General features: G+C 64.3%; 13 protein-coding genes. 1 reads left to right on the top strand and 12 read right to left on the bottom strand.

Features of this window, described 5'->3' with window-relative positions; translation table 11 throughout:
* Window positions 1-133 precede the first annotated feature (133 nt).
* Window positions 134-1273: a polysaccharide biosynthesis/export family protein gene (locus RLEG4DRAFT_RS63420; protein WP_003575647.1), complete on the top strand. Its 1140-nt coding sequence runs from the start codon at window positions 134-136 to the stop codon at window positions 1271-1273.
* Here the strand turns inward: RLEG4DRAFT_RS63420 and RLEG4DRAFT_RS63415 are convergent.
* From RLEG4DRAFT_RS63415 to tssC (RLEG4DRAFT_RS63360), 12 genes are read right to left on the bottom strand one after another with little or no spacing between them, the layout of a single operon-like run.
* Window positions 1270-2193, bottom strand: coding sequence for a serine/threonine-protein kinase (locus RLEG4DRAFT_RS63415; protein WP_003575650.1), 924 nt, complete (start codon window positions 2191-2193; stop codon window positions 1270-1272). The genes RLEG4DRAFT_RS63420 and RLEG4DRAFT_RS63415 overlap by 4 nt on opposite strands.
* Complete coding sequence (gene tagF / locus RLEG4DRAFT_RS63410) at window positions 2183-3559, bottom strand: type VI secretion system-associated protein TagF (protein WP_003575651.1); 1377 nt, start codon at window positions 3557-3559, stop codon at window positions 2183-2185. Before tagF ends, RLEG4DRAFT_RS63415 begins: the two co-directional genes overlap by 11 nt.
* 10 nt (window positions 3560-3569) lie before the next feature.
* Window positions 3570-7046 carry a type VI secretion system membrane subunit TssM gene (tssM, locus tag RLEG4DRAFT_RS63405; RefSeq protein ID WP_003575653.1) on the bottom strand — a complete coding sequence of 1159 codons (3477 nt, stop codon included), beginning with the start codon at window positions 7044-7046 and terminating at the stop codon, window positions 3570-3572.
* Window positions 7043-8566 (bottom strand): type VI secretion system protein TssL, long form, encoded by a 1524-nt coding sequence (gene tssL / locus RLEG4DRAFT_RS63400; RefSeq protein WP_003575655.1) that lies wholly within the window; start codon window positions 8564-8566, stop codon window positions 7043-7045. The genes tssM and tssL overlap by 4 nt, the downstream gene beginning before the upstream one ends.
* A complete protein-coding gene (tssK, locus tag RLEG4DRAFT_RS63395) occupies window positions 8563-9903 on the bottom strand; it encodes a type VI secretion system baseplate subunit TssK (RefSeq protein ID WP_037093246.1) in 1341 nt (446 codons plus the stop codon). Before tssK ends, tssL begins: the two co-directional genes overlap by 4 nt.
* Complete coding sequence (locus RLEG4DRAFT_RS63390) at window positions 9893-11071, bottom strand: type VI secretion system-associated FHA domain protein (protein WP_003575659.1); 1179 nt, start codon at window positions 11069-11071, stop codon at window positions 9893-9895. Before RLEG4DRAFT_RS63390 ends, tssK begins: the two co-directional genes overlap by 11 nt.
* A gap of 10 nt (window positions 11072-11081) precedes the next feature.
* Window positions 11082-12083 carry a type VI secretion system baseplate subunit TssG gene (gene tssG / locus RLEG4DRAFT_RS63385; protein WP_003575661.1) on the bottom strand — a complete coding sequence of 334 codons (1002 nt, stop codon included), beginning with the start codon at window positions 12081-12083 and terminating at the stop codon, window positions 11082-11084.
* A 20-nt stretch (window positions 12084-12103) separates the two neighbouring features.
* Window positions 12104-13885, bottom strand: coding sequence for a type VI secretion system baseplate subunit TssF (tssF, locus tag RLEG4DRAFT_RS63380; RefSeq protein WP_003575663.1), 1782 nt, complete (start codon window positions 13883-13885; stop codon window positions 12104-12106).
* A complete protein-coding gene (gene tssE / locus RLEG4DRAFT_RS63375) occupies window positions 13878-14387 on the bottom strand; it encodes a type VI secretion system baseplate subunit TssE (protein ID WP_003575665.1) in 510 nt (169 codons plus the stop codon). The genes tssF and tssE overlap by 8 nt, the downstream gene beginning before the upstream one ends.
* Window positions 14380-15210, bottom strand: coding sequence for a type VI secretion system accessory protein TagJ (locus RLEG4DRAFT_RS63370; protein WP_003575667.1), 831 nt, complete (start codon window positions 15208-15210; stop codon window positions 14380-14382). The genes tssE and RLEG4DRAFT_RS63370 overlap by 8 nt, the downstream gene beginning before the upstream one ends.
* Complete coding sequence (gene tssC, locus RLEG4DRAFT_RS63365) at window positions 15207-16673, bottom strand: type VI secretion system contractile sheath large subunit (protein WP_280803283.1); 1467 nt, start codon at window positions 16671-16673, stop codon at window positions 15207-15209. Before tssC (RLEG4DRAFT_RS63365) ends, RLEG4DRAFT_RS63370 begins: the two co-directional genes overlap by 4 nt.
* Window positions 16673-18154, bottom strand: coding sequence for a type VI secretion system contractile sheath large subunit (tssC, locus tag RLEG4DRAFT_RS63360; RefSeq protein WP_003575670.1), 1482 nt, complete (start codon window positions 18152-18154; stop codon window positions 16673-16675). Before tssC (RLEG4DRAFT_RS63360) ends, tssC (RLEG4DRAFT_RS63365) begins: the two co-directional genes overlap by 1 nt.
* Between the last annotated feature and the right edge of the window lie 20 nt (window positions 18155-18174).

The raw sequence follows: 18174 nt of genomic DNA, 5'->3' as shown, positions 1-18174 counted from the left end.
CATATGGTTGCCGATTAGCCACAGTGCCTTGCCTCTAAGCTGTCACAATTGATTTTTCGCGCGCAACTGGTATTGCTCGGTTGTCTGCCATTGTTATTTTTCGATTCTCTCAATATTGCCAAAAGGATACCTGATGCGAAAGTTGGCGCCATTCATCGTTGTCGCGGTACTCAGTGCATGTGCCCGGCCATCCGATGGCCCAACTGCCGGCGGTTTCTATAATGCCACCTCGCCGCAAACCAACGAGCGGATTCCTGTTGTCAGATTGTCGGAAGCGCCGATGGGTCCAGTTTCGGCCGCTCCGCTCGCCTATACGGCCACGGATACAGGCCTCAGCAGCATGCGCTCCAGCGGATTTGCCGATACGAGGCTCAGGCGCGGCGACGTCATCGACGTAACGATTCTCGATCCGGGCGAGGATGGCCTTTTCTCCTCGACCCAGAGCAAGACCCTCAATCTCGGCCGCTTCACCGTCGATTCCACCGGCAACGTGACCCTTCCCTTCATCGGCAAGCAGCGGGTGGTGGATTCCTCGACCGAGGCTCTGCAGACGCGCATCGTCACCGGCCTGAAGGGTTCGGCCGTCAATCCACAGGCTGTCGTCACCGTGGTCGACAGGCCCTCCAGCGGCTTCACCGTCAATGGTGACGTGCGGGCCGCCGGCCGCTTCCCGCTCACCGCACGCAAGGAGCGCGTGCTCGATGCGGTTGCCCTTGCCGGCGGCGCATCCTCGGCGCCGAGCTCGGCGACCGTTACGCTGATGCGCGGCAAGCAGCGCGCCACCGTGCCGCTGCAGCGCGTCATCGACGACAGCAAACAGAATGTCTATCTGCTGCCCGACGACCAGATCTATGTCGACAAGGATTCCCCGACCTTCACCGCCTTCGGCGCTTTCAAGAGTGTCGGCGAGTTCGAATTCGAGCCGGGCAGGCTGACGCTGGCCCAGGCGCTCGGCCGGGCGGGCGGCCTGCTCGACGACCGTGCCGATGCGAGCAATTTCTATGTGCTGCGCAATCAGCCGGTCTATACGCAGGTCGCGGCTGCGAATGCCAAGACCGCCGCGCCGGTCGTGGTCAGCAGCAAGCCGGTGATCTACCGCGTTAATATGAAGGACGTTTCCAATTTGGCGCTGATGCAGCGCTTCCAGATGATGGACGGCGATATCATCTATGCCAGCAATGCCAGCCTGGTGGACTTCGCCAAGCTCTTCAACGTCTACCAGAAGAGCGTGCCGACGGCCGCCGCGCCAATTCCCGGTTCGAGCGGCAATTAAGCCTGGACAGGACGTTTCGCGGGGCCGCCGAGCAGATGCAAGGCGGCCTTCGCATTTTGGGGTCTGTCCTGAGGAGCCCGTTCGGACAGGCGAAGCGCCAAAGCCTCCAACCCCTCGTCGCGTTCCTTGCAATGTTGCAGCAGCAAGGAGAGCAGAAGCCCGGCTGCGTAAAGATCGGATCGTCCGTCGAGCGGTTCACCGGCCATCTGTTCGGGGGAAGCGAGATCCGGTCGGCCGGCAAAGGCGAGATCGAATTGGCCATGCCGGTATCCGACCTCGAGCGCCACGCCGAAGTCGGCGATCTTCAAACGGGAAAAATCGCCATCGGCGGATAGAAGATTGAGCGGCGACAGGTCGCAATGCACGAAACCTGCGGCATGGATTGCTTGCAGGCCGAACAGTACTGAAGTCATGATCGCTGTCACCTCGCCAGGAGATAACGCTCTTTGCTGCAAAAGGTCCGCAAGCCGGCTACCGATCCATTCCATGACCAGGGCAGGGCGTCCGTCGGCAAGACGCAGAACGGTCTGCGTTGTGGCAATATGGGAATGGCGGAGCGCCATGCCGATATCAGCCTCGCGCAGCATGAGTTTCCTGACGACGGGATCGTCGGCATGCTCGGGTCGCGGTAGCTTGATGGCGTGCAGCGTTCCGAGATCACGATGGCGGGCACGATAGATTTGGGTGAACGCGCCCTCGTGGATCAGCGCTTCGAGCAGGAAGCTGTTGGCGACAATCTTAGGATCGGTATCGCTGAGGCGGGCTTCGCCTCGATCGAGCGCATCCCGGACCCGATCTACCAGGATCTGCCGGGTCTCGGGCGAATTCGGTTTGTCCGCGCTTTTATTCAACGCCTGCCAGAGATGGGAGAAATGTCGCGCGATCTCCGCGAAATCGGCTTCCGCAGGATCATGCGCCATCGGTCTTCACGTCGATCACAATGGCGCTGAGATTGTCGCGGCAATTGGCGATCAAACCCTCCTGGATGAGGATGTCGGCCGCCTTTTCGATTTTCGCGGAAAGCAGAATTTCGGCGATGCTGCGCTCCGGCACGGCGTTGGGCAGCGGGGAACTGCAGAGCAGCAGCCGGTCGCCGGCCTGCAATCCGCCCGAGAGGACTTCGGGAACGAGATGCCCGCGCAGGCCGATGGCGCGCGAGAGCGTACGCCGCAGGCCGATCTCCACATGGTCGCGGGTGAGGCAGCGCATCATGCCGTCCCGCAGCAGATAACAGCGCGCATCGCCGACCCAGAGCAGGGCGCAGCTTTCCTGAAGCGTGGCCAGCACGACGATGCTGGTGGCCGACGGCTCGCGATTTTCGGAATGATAGGCCGATTGAAGTAAGCCGTGGGCACGGCCGAGCTTGCCTTTGACCTCCTGCACCAGTGCTTCGATCGTCTGCTGCGCGGCGGTTTCAGCCAGCACATGAACGGCAATTTTGCCGACCTCGGCCGCAGCGTTGCTATCGCCGATGCCGTCGGCGATAGCAAAAAGCGAGGGCGTTTCCGAAACGAGTAGCGCGTCGGCATTGACGCTCAGTCGCGTGCCGGGATGCGTGGCGTGGCTGCGCTGGAGAACCAGGGAATGATGATGCTGCTCGACGATCGCAGGGGGCGGTATCGCGGGTGTTGCGGATTTCGGCGGTGGTGAAACCACTCCGGAACTCTCGCGCAACAGCTTCGCGAAATGCGCAGGCTCCGGTGGGCCGCTGACGCCAAACCCCTTGGTCCGGCGCTCCTCCGGGTCAATGTGCCACCAGATCGTGCCTCGGCTGGACGCTCTGTCCTGCAGCGTCTCGTTCTCCGCGAGATCGGCTGGCCGCAAGCTCCGTAGCCGCTTCAGGCTCGCGGTGAATTGGTTGATGTCGAAATCGCGCCTGGCCGAGCTTTCGGCGATCGCTTCGGCTGCCGTGAACCAGGTGTCGTCGAGGTAGAGTTGACGCGGATGTTCGGAAAAGCCGTGCAGTTGGGCGGCGATAACGAGGGGAAAACTGCGGCCGACGCGGTCGAGGCTCGGCAGCAGGACGCCGGCAACGGTCGACGATCCCCAGAGACCGCGCTCGATGATGAAACGCCATGCCGGCATCGTGCGGAAACGGCGTTGCCAATCCTCGCCGAGTTCCTGCTGCGCCGCCTGCAGCCCGGCCTGCAGCCAGGCGTCGAGCGCCGATTGAAGGCCGCGGCCGAGCCCCATCGAAACGAAGTCGCCATGGCTCGGGAGCTTGCCGAAGAAGCCGATCCTGTCGGCCTCGCTCTGGCTTCGCTCGAGGGTGGCGCGCTCGTTCATATCATGCCGATCAGAATTGCGCCGGGCATGAGAAGGCGCCGAGCGCCTCCAGCCGGAATGGATTGAGCACCGACCCGAACTGCACGTCGAACTCCGCCGCCTGGCCATCCTGCTGGAATTTTGCCCGGAAGAGATCGTCGCCCTGCACGGTGACATTGGCATCGTCGAACAGCCGGAACGGCGACCAGTCGCCATTCTCCGTCAAAGCCTGCTGCCAGCCGCCTGGCTGGAAGGCGATGCGCGAAGCGTTGCTGGCTTCCGCCGATGGCCAGGTGATCGATTTCGACTGGATTGGCCCGTGGAAATAGACCACGCGTTCGCCCTCGATCTCCAGCATCACGGCGCTGGCGGCATCGGTCAGCGAGACCGGCTTGACGTTGATCGTGATCGACGGGTTCTCGCTGCCGGCCGGGAAGAAGGCGCGGTTGATCTTATCGGCATTCTCGAACTGGGCGATCGCCGCGCTCGGAATGCTCGCCGCGCCGAAGGTGCCCTTCCAGCCCCAGGGTGAGGCGCTGGTATCGACGAAGGCTTCGAGCTTCTCCTTGAAGAAGGTCTTGAACAGCCCCTCGGGACCGAAAAGTCTCACAAAGTCGCTCATCGCCACGTCGCGCGGGGATTTCCGGTCGAAGGGATAACGGCCGGCAACGACGTTCGAGCAGAAGCCCGCGCCCTCCGCGGCCCAGGCGCCGCTGATGCGCGAACGGGCGGATTTGACCGCCAGCGATCCGACATCCGCAGCCAGCCCCGCCATCCAACTATCGATAGGCGCGGGCAACTTGCGGGCCTGCTGAAGCAGGTCCTGGTTGGCGTCGGTCAGTTGGCTGTCGACGTCGAAGACCTTGGCGACTTCGGCGGTCGAGGTCGTGGCACGCGAAAGCTGCTCCTGCACCCTCTGCAGGATCGGCTCGAGCTGGCCGATCTCCGATCGCGGCGCTTCCTCCTGTTGGTCGGTAAGCGGAGACTGTCCGGCCGGTGCCTTCAACGCGTCGCGCAGACGGCCGAAGGGATCGGGGGCATTCGCCGCACTGGCAAGCGCCGCGGTCGACTCGGCCAAGCTGTCGCCGGCAGCAGAGGCGATTTCGGCGCCTGGGCCACGCAGATCGGTGGCAGCCGTGATCGATTTCGCGATCGTCTCGACCGGGCCGGGTTTGCCCGCGAGGATGCGGGTGGTTTCCGCCGCATCGCTGATCGTCTGCGAGGGTTTGACCCTGATATCGGCGAGAAGCGTGGCCCAGCGCTGCTCGAAATTGTCGAAGTAGAGCTGAAGTGTCGCCTGGGCGACCGTGTCGACAGTGACGCCGGCGGGATTGGGATCGCCGCGGACCCATTGCTCGTCGAGCGCCTCGGTCGCGGCGTCGCTGATCTCGGGCAGAACGACGGTGCGGTAGCCGATCGCCGAGAAAAGGCCGGGAATGCTCTCAGTGAGCGGCGTCTTGGAGGTGCGCTCGAAGGCCTGTTCGCCGAGCGGTCCGAGCGCGCCGGCCGGGCTCCAGCCGGGAAGGGCGCGGGACTGGCGGTATTCCGCCAGGATATCATAGGCGCGGCTGGCGATGTTCTCAGAACGGATGGTGGCGCGGGCCTTGGCGATCAGCGCCTTGTCGAGTTCGATCGGCGGCAGCGCGCCGCGCGCCATGGCTTCGGCATGGGCAATCAGGGCGTTGCGAGCCGCGGCCCTGCCTTCGTCGGGATAGAGCCTGGTGAACATATCCTCTGCCTCAAGCGAGGCAAAATCCGCATTCACAGGGCCGAGACCGCCGAGCATGCCGTAGAGTTTCAGCGCGTCGAAGGTTCGGGTGACGTCGGTGGCCTCGGTCATTTCCTTCTGGAGCTGTACCAGCATGCGCGGCAGCAGCAATGTGTTCAGCGCCCGCTGATAGGCCTCGCGCTGGCGGCTTTCGACCTTGCCTTCCTGGTCGAGGCCGAGGCTGACCGGCCAGACGCGGGTCTTTGAGAAATCGGTGGTGACAGCGGCGAGATTGTCGAGCGCCGGCAGGATGCGCAGGAAATCCGCATCCGAGACGTCGCGAACCGGCACGCCGCGCACCAGCTGCTCATAGGCGTCGATGCGTCTGTCGGCGCCGGCGAGCGCCGTGGTGTTCTGGATATAAGTGGCCGTCCAGCTGGTCAGCACGACGGCCAGCAGCAGCACCGCGCTCGCATAGGCGGCACGGCGGAAGAGGAGCTGCCGGCCGGAAAGCCGCTTGTCGCGGGCAACGAGCGAGGCCTCTCCGAAGATCACCTCCTTGAAGAGGCGCGAAAGGAAATAGCTGCGCCGCAGGCGGGGGACGGCAACGGTCTCGTCTCTCTGGGTGCCGGAGGCGAAATAAATGCCGCGCAGCAGCGGCGCTTCCACCAGTTTCGAGCCTGAGCAAAGCTCGGTCACGACCTCCTGCAGGCGTTCCTTCAAAGAAACGAGTTCGGCTGGAAAACGGAAGATGCGGCCGCGCAGCTCCGGATTGGGCTCCTGCTGCAGGCGCTCGATCAGCATGGAGTCGACGCGTTGCTGCAGCAGAGTGAATTCTTCCATGAAACGGTCCGGCAGGTTTGCCGCCTTGTAGCTCTCTTCGAGCCCGAACGTCGTGCCCCAGACTTGCTCGCGGTCGCTTTTGTTGAAACCGTCGAAGAATTCGACGAAGCCGGTCAAGAGATCGGCCTTGGTCAGCAGCAGATAGACCGGTACGCGTGCATGCAGAAGTTCGTCGAGTTCGGACAGCCGCTGGCGGATCGCCCTGATCTCCTCGCGCTGGGCTTCCGGATCGCGGGTCAGCAGATCGCCGATCGACAGGGTCACCAGCGCGCCGTTGATCGGCTGCGAGCGGCGATACTTGCGGAGCAGGCCGAGAAATCCCTCCCAACCGGCCTTGGCTGAGCCGTTCAGATCGTCCTGCGTGGTGTAGCGGCCGGCGGTATCGATGAGGATGGCCTCGTCGGTGAACCACCAATTGCAGTTGCGCGTGCCGCCGATCCCCTGCACGGAATTGCTGCCGAGCGCATCGCCGAGTGGGAATTTAAGGCCGGAATTGGTGAGCGCCGTCGTCTTGCCGGAACCCGGCGCGCCGAAGATCACGTACCACGGCAGCTCGTAGATATAACCGAAGCGCTTCTTGGTGATGCGGCGCAGAAGCTGTAGCGCTTCCTTTAGCCGGCTGTGGATCTCGCCGACCTCAGCCTGCTGGCTGGCCGCCGCTTCGGCTTCCGCGTCCCGCTCGATCCCTTCGACGAGCTGCTTGTCGCGGCGCCGGTCACGGATCACCGTGAAGAGCAGATAAGCGAGCCAGGCGGCGATGATGACGCCGATCAGCGTCAGCCGCGCCGAGGCGCTCGCCAGCGGCTTGAAATCGCCATAGGCGGCGAGATAGCCGTAGAACCAGATGACCACGCAGATCGCCGCCACCCAGATGATCGAGATGAAGCGCCGGCCGATCAGCCCAGCATAGGCCTCGACATAGGAACGCAGCGTATAGAAATAACCTAAGGGATTCATCGCGAAGCGCCTCCTGCGGCGGACGACGGTTCATCGGGCGCTTCGGCCCTGATCGGCGGCGTCTTGAAACCCGCATCGCTCAGCCGCTCGCTCGGATCGGTCAGCACCAGGATCTCGGTGCGGCGGTTCATCTCGCGGCCTTCCGGCGTGTCGTTGGCGGCGATCGGGTCGCTGTCGGCCCGTCCCTCGGTCAGGATCGCGCCCGGACCGGTGAATGCGCTCAATATGTCGCCGACCGCCTTGGCGCGGGCTTCCGACAGGTGCCAGTTGGAGGGGAACTGAATGGTGCGGATCGGCACATTGTCCGTATATCCCACCACTACGGCGCGGAATTTCTCGGCGGCGAGCGCGCCGCCGATCCGCTGCAGGAGATCGTGGAACTTGTCGCTGACCTCGGCGCTGCCGGTGGCGAACAGACCGGAATTGCTGATGCGGACCAGCAGCCTACCGTTCGAATCCGAGAGCGTGACCAGCTTCTTCTCGACTTCCGGCTGGAGGAAGGCGAGCAGATTGTCGAGCCGGCTCGGCGGTTTTGCTTGCGGCGGGGGTGGCGGAGGCGGCGTTTCGGCGACGACGACAGGCGGCGGCTGGCGAGCCGGCTCGGGAATCGTGACCAGCACGCTCGGCGTCTCGCGCGGCGGCAGGTTGGCAAGGCGCTCGAAGGTGCCATCGGAGGCGCGATTGAGCGAGAGCGTGAAAAAGAGGTAGCCGAACGCCAGGATCAGCGTCAGTAGGGAAAGCAGTGTCCAGAGCGCCGCGGCGGTGCGCAGCGGCTGGTGCCGGGCCGAAACGCCCTTCCAATGCGGGGAAAGCTCCCGTTCGAAGACGCCGTATTGGCCAAGCAGCGTCTTGTAGAGACCGTCGCGAATGCGGGCGAGTTCCAGCCCGCCGCGCGCGGAAACGCGGGTGCGGCCCTCGAAGGCAAGCGACAGGCAGAGATAGATGAGCAGCAGCAGGTCCTTGTTGGCGCCGGGGCTCTGGTGGAAATGGTCGAGCAGGTCGAACACCCGCTCGCCGCCGGTCACGTCCATATGGAAGGTGGAGACGAGTCCCGAGCGGGCCCAGCCGGCGCGCACGCCCCAGGCCTTGCTCAGCACGACGTCGTCGACCGTCGCGCAGACGACGTAATGGGCGGCGCGCGCCCGCTCCGGGCTGATGCGCGCGCTCGCCAGATCCCGCTCGTAGCGGCCGACGGCGGCGATCGCTACCGCGCGCAGCTCATCGATGTCAGGCTGCTCTTCCGCGTAGCGCAGGCCATGGGCAAGGTTGAGGAGCGGTGCGGCCGAACGCACCAGGGTCGGCACGTCTTCGGCACCGAAGCGGAAATCCTTGACGAGTGTTTCGACCGATGCTCCGCCGTTCAAAGACGATCCCGACAGGCCCTTCTCGCCTTCGGGAAAATCGAGAACGTCGTCCAGCATCTCCGCCATCTTGCGGGCGGATTGTTTTTTCTTCACGCCATCCTCGGTGAGTTCGACGATGGTCGGCAGGTTCTGCCAGGAAGCGGGTTCGTTCTTCATTCTCTGAGGGCCCACAGTTCTATTTCGAGCCCGGGGAAATCGCCGGCGAGATGCACGGCGATGGCGCCCGAAGTGTCGAGTTGTTTCCAGAGCGGGTTCTTGGTGTCGAGTTCGAAATAGATGGTGCCGGAGCGATAGGGGAGCTGGCGCGGCAGCACCGGCAGCGGCCGGACGGGAATGCCCGGCAGCGCCACGTTGACGAGATCGGCAATGCGCTCGACAGGGCCGACCTTGATCTGCGCCGGCAGTTTGCGGCGCACGTCTTCGGCCGGCATCTCGGCCCGAACCGCCAGCACGAAGCCGGCATCCCGAAGCAGCGTGCGATCGTTGATCATGCCGATCCTGACGCCATGCCGACGCTCGGCAAGCTCGATCGCCACGGCCGCCTGTTCAAGCACGGAGGACAGCGAGGCCCTGAGATCGTCGAAGACGGCGGCAAACGTCGCCTTCAGGTCGTCATGGCGATAGGGCGGGAAATCGCTGGCGCGTTTGCGGTCGGTGGTGAAGGTAGCGAGTTCGCCGGCAAGCTGGATGCAGTTCTCGTAAAAGGCGATGGGGTGGACGCGCGTCGCATTGGCCGAAATATGTTTCAGCATCGGATCGGCGCGGTTGAGGATCTGCAAGAGCAGGTAGTCGCCGACCTCCGCGGTCCCGCGAATGGTGGGATCACCGATCCGTTCGGCGATCGCCTCGGCGCGGTGGCGCACGATGCCGAGAAGCTCGGTGATCAGCTCGTTCAGCCGGCCCGCCGCCGTGCAGTTGAGGCTCGGCAGGATATAATCCGGATCGAGGATCACCGCCCGGTCGGAGCGCACCTCGATGATACGGGCAAGTCCGATCAGCTCGTAGCCGGCAAGCTCGTCGCCGGTGCGGAGATACCGCAGGCTGAGGCGGCCGACATCGATCGGCGCCATGAAGTCGGTCTCGACATTGGCGTCGGGCGCTTCATAGGGCGAAGCGACGAGCCGGACGCTGTTGCGCTGAGCGCCGCCGTTCAGCGCCACATCGGCCTTGCCCGGCTGACGGGCGGGAAGGGCGAGATAAACGACCGCATTCTTGGTGTTCTCGTCGAGATCGAGCGGCGGCGGCAGGTCGGCATCGACAGGGGCTTCGAACGGCGTGCCGTCCGGCAGGACGCCGCGCAGGTTCGACAGGGCGAACTGGCCGATCGCCAGCGCGCCGCGGTCGATGCCGATCTCCGATATCCCCCAGGGATAGGGCGCCAGGCCGTGTGTGGCGGTGCGCACGAGCCGCTCGGTCCAGCGGTCCGCCTGCTGAAAATGCTGCACGCGAAGGAACATGCCTTCGCTCCAGGCCACCCGGTTCTCATTCCTCATGATGCGCGTCTTTTCCTTCCTGCCTGTCCTGCGGACGAGGCCCTGCATCTCTGCCACTTATCGCGCCGGTCATGGCCTCGCGGAAAACATCCTGGATCGACCGGCTCTTGCCGTCTTTTTCGAACTGGGCCCGGTAGGCCCGCCAGTAATTCCGGTCCCGGCGCCAGGCGCCGGTCTCGACACGCGTTTCCAGGCTGCGCGGCTCCAGCCGGCCAGCCGCCTGAACGAGGGCTTCGAGAGCGGAATTGAGCTTGAGTTGTTGCGTAAGCAGCGCCTCGATGCGGGCAAGGAGCGCATCCTCCCTGCTGGCGGCCAGAAAATCCGGCTGGCTGTCGGAGGAAGGCGCACCCATCTCGAAAACGGCATAGCTATTCTCGACAGCCTCCTCGAGCCGGCCGAGCAGTGGCTCCAGCCGATCCGCGAAGGCTTCCGCGCGGCCGATCGTCAGCGTCGGAAATTCCTCGGGCTCTGGCTGCGGATCGTTGTCGTTGACGATCTCGATCACCGGCGCGGCCCGGCGCTGGGCGATCGGCACGGCGACATGGGTGGCGGAACCATGTTCCAGATGGCTGCCGTACTCGGTCTCCTCCGCGTTCCAGTCTGCCGGCAGAAGCTGGGTGGCCGTGCGGATCTCCGGAGGACCGCTCCAGCCGATCTCGATATTGCGGGATGAGGCCGTCGCCTTTTTGCCGCCCGGTTCGGGAAGGGTCCAGTCCTCGGCCGCGCGCTCTCCGAGAATCCCGCTTGCTGTACGGCCGCCCGGAGCGATATCGGCGAGGATCGCGGAAATGGTCAGCGGCTCGTCGCTCAGCACCAGACCGGCATCGGGATCCTCGATCTCACGGTCGCTCTCGCCTGATATGTGGACGGAAAAGGTCAGTCCGCCCATCTCCAGCCGCGACCTGTCGGAAAGCCTGGCGATCTCACCTTCATGGACGGTGACACCATCGACCCGGGAGCCGTTTGCGCTTTGGTCGCGCAACAGGAAACCCTCGCGATCGCGCTCGATGATGCAATGGAGCTTGGAGACGGAGCGCTGGTCCTCCGGCAGCTGCCAGTCGCAATCGGGCGCCCGGCCGAGTGTGCGCCGGCCGCGTTCGAAAAACCATTTCGAGCGGCCGGCCGGCAGTGCCACGTTACTGGTAATCTCTCTCAGTTCGAGCCGCATCCCCATCTCCTCACCGCATCTCGGCCGACAGGCGCTCGACGATCACCGCATCGCCGCTGTCTTTCGCCGCCGGCGCGACCCTCGCCCAGCTGTTCCAACCCAGGCGCGGCGGATCGCCCGCCTGTCCGAGCTGGCAGAAGGGAACGTCCTCTTTCTTGAGGATCGCCTGTATGTCGAATTCGAGTGCTGCGCCGACATAAAGCCGCGTCAGGGCGAAGAGCTCGGTAATGGCGCGCCCGCCCGGCGCAAGCTGGAGGTAGTCGGCAAAACCGAGCGGACCGATGACGATGCGGAAGCCGCCGCTGAAATCGTGGATGGCGGCACCTGCCGTCGCGTTGACGCCAAGCTGGACGCCCTGCGGCTGGCCCATGCGGCTGCGCTCTTCCGCCGGAATGGTCAGCCAGCGGCCGCGGAACAATTCGATCTCCACCGGCAGCCCGCTGAATTCGGCAAGCATGGCGCGGAGATTGACGGCATTGCGGTTGCGCGCGGCAAAGAAACCCGAAAAACGCAGGATCAGCTCTTCGTCGACGCCGCTTTTTTCGACCAGCCGCTTGGTGCCGAAGCCGGTGAGCGACAGCAGCGTCGTGACGAAAGCGTTGCTAGCCCAGCTGTCGCCCCAGCGCAGCCGCCGGGCGATTCGGTATTTCTCGCAGGCGTCGGTGAAGAGTTCCGCCATCCGCGCGCCGAACAGATCGAAGAAGCCCGCCAGCGCCCGCGACCGGTTGCGCTCTTCGCGCATGACGAGTTCGTTATAGGTCGATGGCATGGAGCCGAGCGCACCGATGAGACCGGCAAGCGCACTGCGCACGGTGGCGCGGCCGGCCTTGCGGCTAAATCCGCTGACCGCAAGCGGCGCCGGCGAGACGCCGACATGCGAGGCGACATCGAGCCGTCCTTCCTCCACCGACGTCTGCGCGACGCGAAAAGCCGTCACCGGCTCGAAGCGACCGGGGTCGCGTTCGAGCAGATCGACAAGAGCGTCTGACTTGGGGGCGGTCGAAAGATCCATGATTGTCTGGCGATCCTTCCTTAGAGGAGCGGGCGTTCGGCGGCGCGTGCCGGCCACCGGGCGATCGGTCGCGACTGCCCCTTCATGCCGATCGTCAGCCGGGTAAAGCTGTTGACCGAGGTATAGAGGCTGAAGAAGCGGTCGAGCACACTTGCGAACAGGAAAGCCGACGGCCGATCGATGGCGGCGGGATCGAATTCGAGCGTGATCGCGGTGCCGGGCACCATGCCGCCGCTGCCGAGACGGGCGGTCGAATTGGCTGCCTTGATCCGGACGAGCGCGTCGACGAACTGCTTGGTCTCGGGGCTGTCGCGGAAGGCGTAGAGCGACAGGATATCCTTCAGCGCCGCGCCGTCATTGTCGAAGAGCGACAGGTGATTGAGGACGAGATGCGAGATCAGCCGCCAGTTCCGGCCCTCCTGATCGTTCATCCGGACCGACGGCGTTGGCGGGATCAGCGCCTCGACGCCTGCCACCGCCTCATGGCCGGAGGCAAGCTGCAGGAAGGGATGACCGCCGCCGAAAGGAAGTTGTTCCGGCAGGTCGCGGTTGAGGCAGAGCGTATCGACGCTTGCGACCGCATCGACAGGGCCCGCCGAACGGCGCTGCCTGTCGATGAAGGCGATGTCCATGTCGCTGGTCCCGGTATCTTCGTCGAAACGGCGCTTGGCCTGCCAGTAGGTCGGGCTCGTGCCTGTTCGTTGCGACCGTCCGAAGAACGGCTGGCAGAATTCCTCCTGGCCGCGCGAGCCGGTCAGCAGAACGCGATCGATCGAATAGATTTCGCGAGTCTTCTGGCGCCGCGCATCGGGCAGGAGACGGTATTCCGTGCGGGTGCCGTCGACAGCGATCGGCTCGCAGACCTGGCGAAAGAGGTTGACGACAGGCGTCGCATTGAGCGCGAAGTCGCGGACCGACACTGCTCGTTCCAGCTTCGTGTCGGTCTCCTTGAGATAGATGAAAAGCTCCAGCGTCTCACCCGTCCAGGCATCGAGCCCTTCGATGTCGAGAAAGAGAAACTTCCTCGGCAGGGCGAAAAATTCGGTGAGCAGCCGGTAGCCGGTGAAGCTCGGCGCCGGATAGGGCAGCATGGCCTCTTCCGGCTCGAAGCCGACGGGCTTGAGATTGTCAGCCGGCAGGAAGACCGGCGAGCGGTCGTCGGCATGTTTGGCAAGCGCAATGCCGAGCGTGTGATTGGCAAGCAGTTCGTAGATCGCCACCGCCTGCTGCCAGGGGGAAGGAATATGCAGGCGCAGCCGGCTGATGCCAAGGCCGCCGAGCGGCTTTCGAGCATCGAGCGAGCGGATGGAGAGCCTGAGGCAGCCGGCAACCCCGGAATAGGGCGAAAGCGGTGCGTTGATCGGCTGGCCGGAAAGGCTGGCGCCCGCGATCTCGATCGGCGCCATCTCGACGTCCTGCGTGGTGCGGAAGCGGCAGGCTTCCCCGCGCACCGGCTCGGCGAGGATTTCCGTATGGCGGGGCACGGTCTGGACCGAGGCGAGCGTATCGCTCGGCCGGAACTTGACGATGCTCATCGAGGGCAGCGGCGCCAGATAATGCGGGTAGAGCGTTTCCAGCAGGCCGTCGGTGAGTTCGGGAAACTCGTCGTCCAGCTTTTGGCGGACGCGGGCGGCCGAATAGGCGAAACTCTGGATCAGGCGTTCCACATGCGGGTCGTCGGCGACGTCGCCGGTCATGCGCAGGCGACCGGCGATCTTCGGGAAGGCGTCGGCAAAGCGCGCGGCCCGGCGGCGCAGCGCCAGCAGTTCCTCATTGTAGCGGTGCAGGAAACCTTCAGCCATTGCCTGCCTCCACGAGGAAGCGTTGGGTCGACGGATCGATGGTCGATTCGAAGCTGATCGGCGGCATACCTTCATGCAGGCGGAAGGTCGCCTGGATGCGCATGCGCAGCGCCCGCTCGCTCACCGTCCGGCTCTTCAGGATCGTCACCCGGACATCGGAAAGCCGCGTCTCGAACAGCGAAATCCGCCGCTCGATCGCTTCGGCAAGCTTGAGCTTGGCCTGGTCGGTCAGCAGATTTGCCGAGACGATGCCGTCGACACCATAGCTCACCAGGGCATCCCTGAGTTCGGAATGGATCGCCGGCGGCGTGGCCGGGGAGCGCCGTGTGTTGAGCAGCGCCTCGAGATCGCGGCGGATGGCCTCCCGGACCTCGCGGACCTGGTCGACGAAGCTTATCGGCGGATCGACAGCGCGATCCGGAGCCTCGTCGATCAACCTGTCGAGGATCGAGCGGGATAGGACGCGGTCGCGCTGCCGGTAGCGTTCGAGCGGATCAACCATGCGCGACCTGCCTGCCGGCAGAGCTTGCCGGCACGATCTCCAGATTCCGGGTGTCGTGGAAGGAAACCAGTTCGTCACCGGCGAGGAAGCAGCGCTGGCCGCGGCCGGTGGTAATGCCTGTGGCTTCGTCGACCCAATCGGTTTCGCGGCCAAGCCGGAGCGTCGCATCCTTGCCGGTGCCATGATAGACCGCCGGCAGAAGCACCGAGGCGGCTGCGCCGTCGTTGAGCGACAGTTCGGCGCGACGGAAGGCGAGATCCCGGGGCCGGGCAATCGGCTCGATCGACAGGGCTGCGATCTTGGCGAAGTCGATCCACAGATAGCCGCCGCCGGTCATGATGACTTCGAGAGCGTGCGGCGTGCGATCGTCGAGATCGCGGAAATCGGAGACCGGCCTGCCGTTCCAGATCAGCGGCCGCTCGCCCCTCAGCTCATCGAGCGCATTCAGCGCCGCCCTCGCCTCATCCGCATTGCCGTCGCGATGGGCGATGCCGAGGCGGACGGCGAGCTTGTCGAGTTCGCTCGGCCCTTGCGGAAATTCCGGCAGGGCGCCGCTCGCAAACCAGGCATCGCGCGCCGCCATCGCCCGAAGCTCGTTGCGCAGCAAAGCAAAGCCCATCGTTGCGTCGGGAGAGAGGGTGGCTGCGAGGCTGCACTGATTGTCGGCGCGCTCATAATCGCCTGATAGCACGAGAAGATCGATATAGAGATGCCGCGCTTCCTGATCCGAGGGCTTGGCCTTCAGATGCGCCTTGACCTCATCGAGCGCGTCCTCGAGGGCATTGTCGCTGAGTGATTGGGCGATGCTGGCGGAAAGCGTCATGCGGACATCCTCTCAGGGATAGTGACGGGGCGGCTCAGGATCTGGCCCGTGGTTGCGGTCTCGGCGATGAGATGGAAGCTCGTGGCAACGTCATCGAGCTGGAAATGCGGCTGCAGCCGGACCGTACAGGAGAAGCTGCCGGGCTTGCCGGGGATCTCGGCGACGCTGATGCCGGCGGAGCGCAGGGGAAAGCGCGTGCGCAGCGTGATGTCGGCATCGTCGTTGCCGAGCGTATAGGCGGTCAGCCAGTCGGCCAGTCTGCGCTCGATCGAGATCGCATCGGAAAGCTGGCCGATTTCGTCGCGCATGATGACCTTGAGATAATGCGCGAAGCGCGACGCACAGAGCACATATTGCAGCATGGCGGCCAGCCGCGCATTCTGGCGCGCATGTTCGTTGGAATAGTGCGGCGGCGCATGCAGCGACTGGTTGGAATTGAAGATCGCCGACGAGGAGAGATAGGTGGTCGCGGCAGGGATGATGCCGAGATCGCAGAGCTGCTGCTCCTGGCTGCTGGTCAGGTGGATTTCCACCGGCGCCTGGGCTGACAGGCCGTTGCTTTCGGTGCCGAAATCGTAAGGCGGCAATTCGGCCGCGCTCAGCAGACCGCCATCGACGGCATCCTGCGTGACGCCGCGGATATCCGCGAACCAGCCTGATGTAATGAAATTGCGGATGACGACAGTCGCAAAGGCGAAAGCGGCATTGCCCCAGAGCAGCGAACTGCCGTCGCTAGCAATGCTTTCGCGGAAGGGAAAGCCGTCATTGCGACCCCGCGCATGCGGTTCGAGCGGCGGGCGCATCAGGATGCGCGGCGCGACAAGCCCGAGGAAGCGCGAATCCTCGCGGGCGCGAAGCCCGTTCCAGCGGATGCGGTCCGCCTCGGTGGCAAGCCAGGAAAAATCGTTGACCCGGTTCAGTTCGTGAAAATCTTCCAGCCCGATCGAAAGCGGCGCGGCACCGGCGACGAAGGGGCAGAAGGCGGCGGCCGCCACCATGCCGATCTGCGACAGCGTGCCGACAGGATCGCCGTCGGCGGGATCGCCCGGAGAAAGATGATAGTCCCCGACCAGCAGGCCGAAGGGTTCGCCGCCCGGCATGCCGAACTCGCGGCTGTAGATCAGTTCAAAGAGGTGGCTCTGGTCGAAGTCGCTGGCCCGCTCCATGCTGCGCGCGAGTTCGCGCCAGCTGACGCTGAGCAGCTTGACCTTCACCTCACCGCTGCGGCTTGCCTCGCGCACGAGCATGGCAAGGCCGCGCCATCTCGCCTCCATCGCCTGGAAATCGGGATGGTGGAGGATGGCATTGACTTGCCTGTTCAGCGCCTCGTCGATCAGCGTAATCAGCTGATCCGCCCGGCGCCGCCATTCAGTACTGGAACCCATCGTCGACCTGACCAAATGTTTCGGATGCAAGGACCGGTGCGCGGCGGAAATCTCGCCACGCACCAGCCCTGATTTCATCAGTTCTTCGACGGGATCCGGGCGACCATGCGCAGCGAGGTGGTCAATTCCTCCATCTGCAGCCACGGACGCATCCAGGCGACGGCGTTGTAGGCGCCCGGTCTGCCGGGGATTTCCTGGACGGTGACTTTCGCCTCGCGCAGCGGGTATTTCGCCCGCGACTCCTCGCCGGCATCGTCATTGGCGTTGACGTAGTTGGAGATCCAGCGATTGAGCCAGGCCTCGCAATCTTCCGCCTCCATGAACGAGCCGATCTTGTCGCGGCCCATGACCTTGAGGTAATGGGCGAAGCGCGAGGTCGCCATCATATAGGGCAGACGGGCGGAAACGGCCGCATTGGAGGTCGCCTCGGGCCGGTCGTAGAGTTTCGGCCGGTGCGCCGTCTGCGCCCCGAAGAACACCGCATAGTCGGTATTCTTGTAATGGCAGAGCGGCAGGAAGCCGAGCTTGCCGAGTTCGGCGTCGCGGCGATCGGTGATGCCGACTTCCGTCGGGCACTTCAGGTCCAGATCGCCGTCGTCGCTGGAGAAGATGTGCATCGGCAGGCCTTCGACCTTGCCGCCGTTTTCCGCGCCGCGAATGGCGGTGCACCAGCCGTTCTTGGCGAAGGCTTCGGTCAGCCGCGTGCCCATCACATAGGCCGCGTTCATCCAGCAATAGGAGCCGTGCGGCAGCTCGCGGCTCTTGGAGCCGCCGGTTTCGTCGAAGTTGAACTCCTCGATCGGGCTGGTCTTCGGGCCGTAGGGCATGCGGGCCAGTACGCGCGGCATGGCGAGCGTCACGAAGCGGGAATCATCGCTCTCGCGCAGGCTGCGCCACTTGGCGTATTCGACGGTCTCGAAGATTTTTTCGAGATCGCGGGGTTTTGCCAGCTCGCGGAAATCCTCGAAGCCGAACATGCGGGGGCTGGCGGCCGAGATGAACGGGGCGAAGGCGGCTGCGGCGATCATCGAAACGCCCTGCAGAAGCTGGACGTCATCGATGGAATTGTCGAATTCGTAATCGCCGATCAGTGCACCCATCGGTTCGCCGCCAGGCGTGCCGAATTCGTCTTCATAGACCGACTTGAAAAGTCTGGACTGGTCGAATTCCACCGCTTTTGCCAGATCCTTGGCGACATCGCGCTTGGATGCATTGAGCACGCGGATCTTCAGGTTGGCGCTGGTCTCGCTGTTCTTGACGAGATAATTCAAGCCGCGCCAGGCGCCTTCGAGCTTGGTGAATTCAGGCGACTGCATGATTGCCGCGAGCTGGCTTGATATCGCCTTGTCGATCTCGGCAATGGCATTGTTCAAGGTGATCGTCAGATTGCGATCATAGGTGACGGTGCCCTTCAGGGCCTGGTCGGTGAGGGTGCGCAGAAGATCCTGCGCACGGTCGGGCTCGGTCTGGCGGGTTGCCGCAACGACCTTCGAGAGCAGGTCCTCATCAGCAGCGAACCCGGCCTCTTCCTTTGTCTGCAATTGCGTTTCAGCAGTCATCTATCGATCCTTTTTTGCGA

Source organism: Rhizobium leguminosarum bv. trifolii WSM2297 (assembly GCF_000271845.1).
Note: the sequence above shows the minus strand (reverse complement) of the source record. Positions and strands in the feature narration are given on the sequence as shown.

Excerpts from the sequence above, each read along its gene's own strand:
- RLEG4DRAFT_RS63420 (WP_003575647.1), top strand. The coding sequence starts at position 134 with ATGCGAAAGTTGGCGCCATTCATCGTTGTCGCGGTACTCAGTGCATGT.
- RLEG4DRAFT_RS63415 (WP_003575650.1), bottom strand. The coding sequence starts at position 2,193 with ATGGCGCATGATCCTGCGGAAGCCGATTTCGCGGAGATCGCGCGACAT.
- tagF (WP_003575651.1), bottom strand. The coding sequence starts at position 3,559 with ATGAACGAGCGCGCCACCCTCGAGCGAAGCCAGAGCGAGGCCGACAGG.
- tssM (WP_003575653.1), bottom strand. The coding sequence starts at position 7,046 with ATGAATCCCTTAGGTTATTTCTATACGCTGCGTTCCTATGTCGAGGCC.
- tssL (WP_003575655.1), bottom strand. The coding sequence starts at position 8,566 with ATGAAGAACGAACCCGCTTCCTGGCAGAACCTGCCGACCATCGTCGAA.
- tssK (WP_037093246.1), bottom strand. The coding sequence starts at position 9,903 with ATGAGGAATGAGAACCGGGTGGCCTGGAGCGAAGGCATGTTCCTTCGC.
- RLEG4DRAFT_RS63390 (WP_003575659.1), bottom strand. The coding sequence starts at position 11,071 with ATGCGGCTCGAACTGAGAGAGATTACCAGTAACGTGGCACTGCCGGCC.
- tssG (WP_003575661.1), bottom strand. The coding sequence starts at position 12,083 with ATGGATCTTTCGACCGCCCCCAAGTCAGACGCTCTTGTCGATCTGCTC.
- tssF (WP_003575663.1), bottom strand. The coding sequence starts at position 13,885 with ATGGCTGAAGGTTTCCTGCACCGCTACAATGAGGAACTGCTGGCGCTG.
- tssE (WP_003575665.1), bottom strand. The coding sequence starts at position 14,387 with ATGGTTGATCCGCTCGAACGCTACCGGCAGCGCGACCGCGTCCTATCC.
- RLEG4DRAFT_RS63370 (WP_003575667.1), bottom strand. The coding sequence starts at position 15,210 with ATGACGCTTTCCGCCAGCATCGCCCAATCACTCAGCGACAATGCCCTC.
- tssC (WP_280803283.1), bottom strand. The coding sequence starts at position 16,673 with ATGAAATCAGGGCTGGTGCGTGGCGAGATTTCCGCCGCGCACCGGTCC.
- tssC (WP_003575670.1), bottom strand. The coding sequence starts at position 18,154 with ATGACTGCTGAAACGCAATTGCAGACAAAGGAAGAGGCCGGGTTCGCT.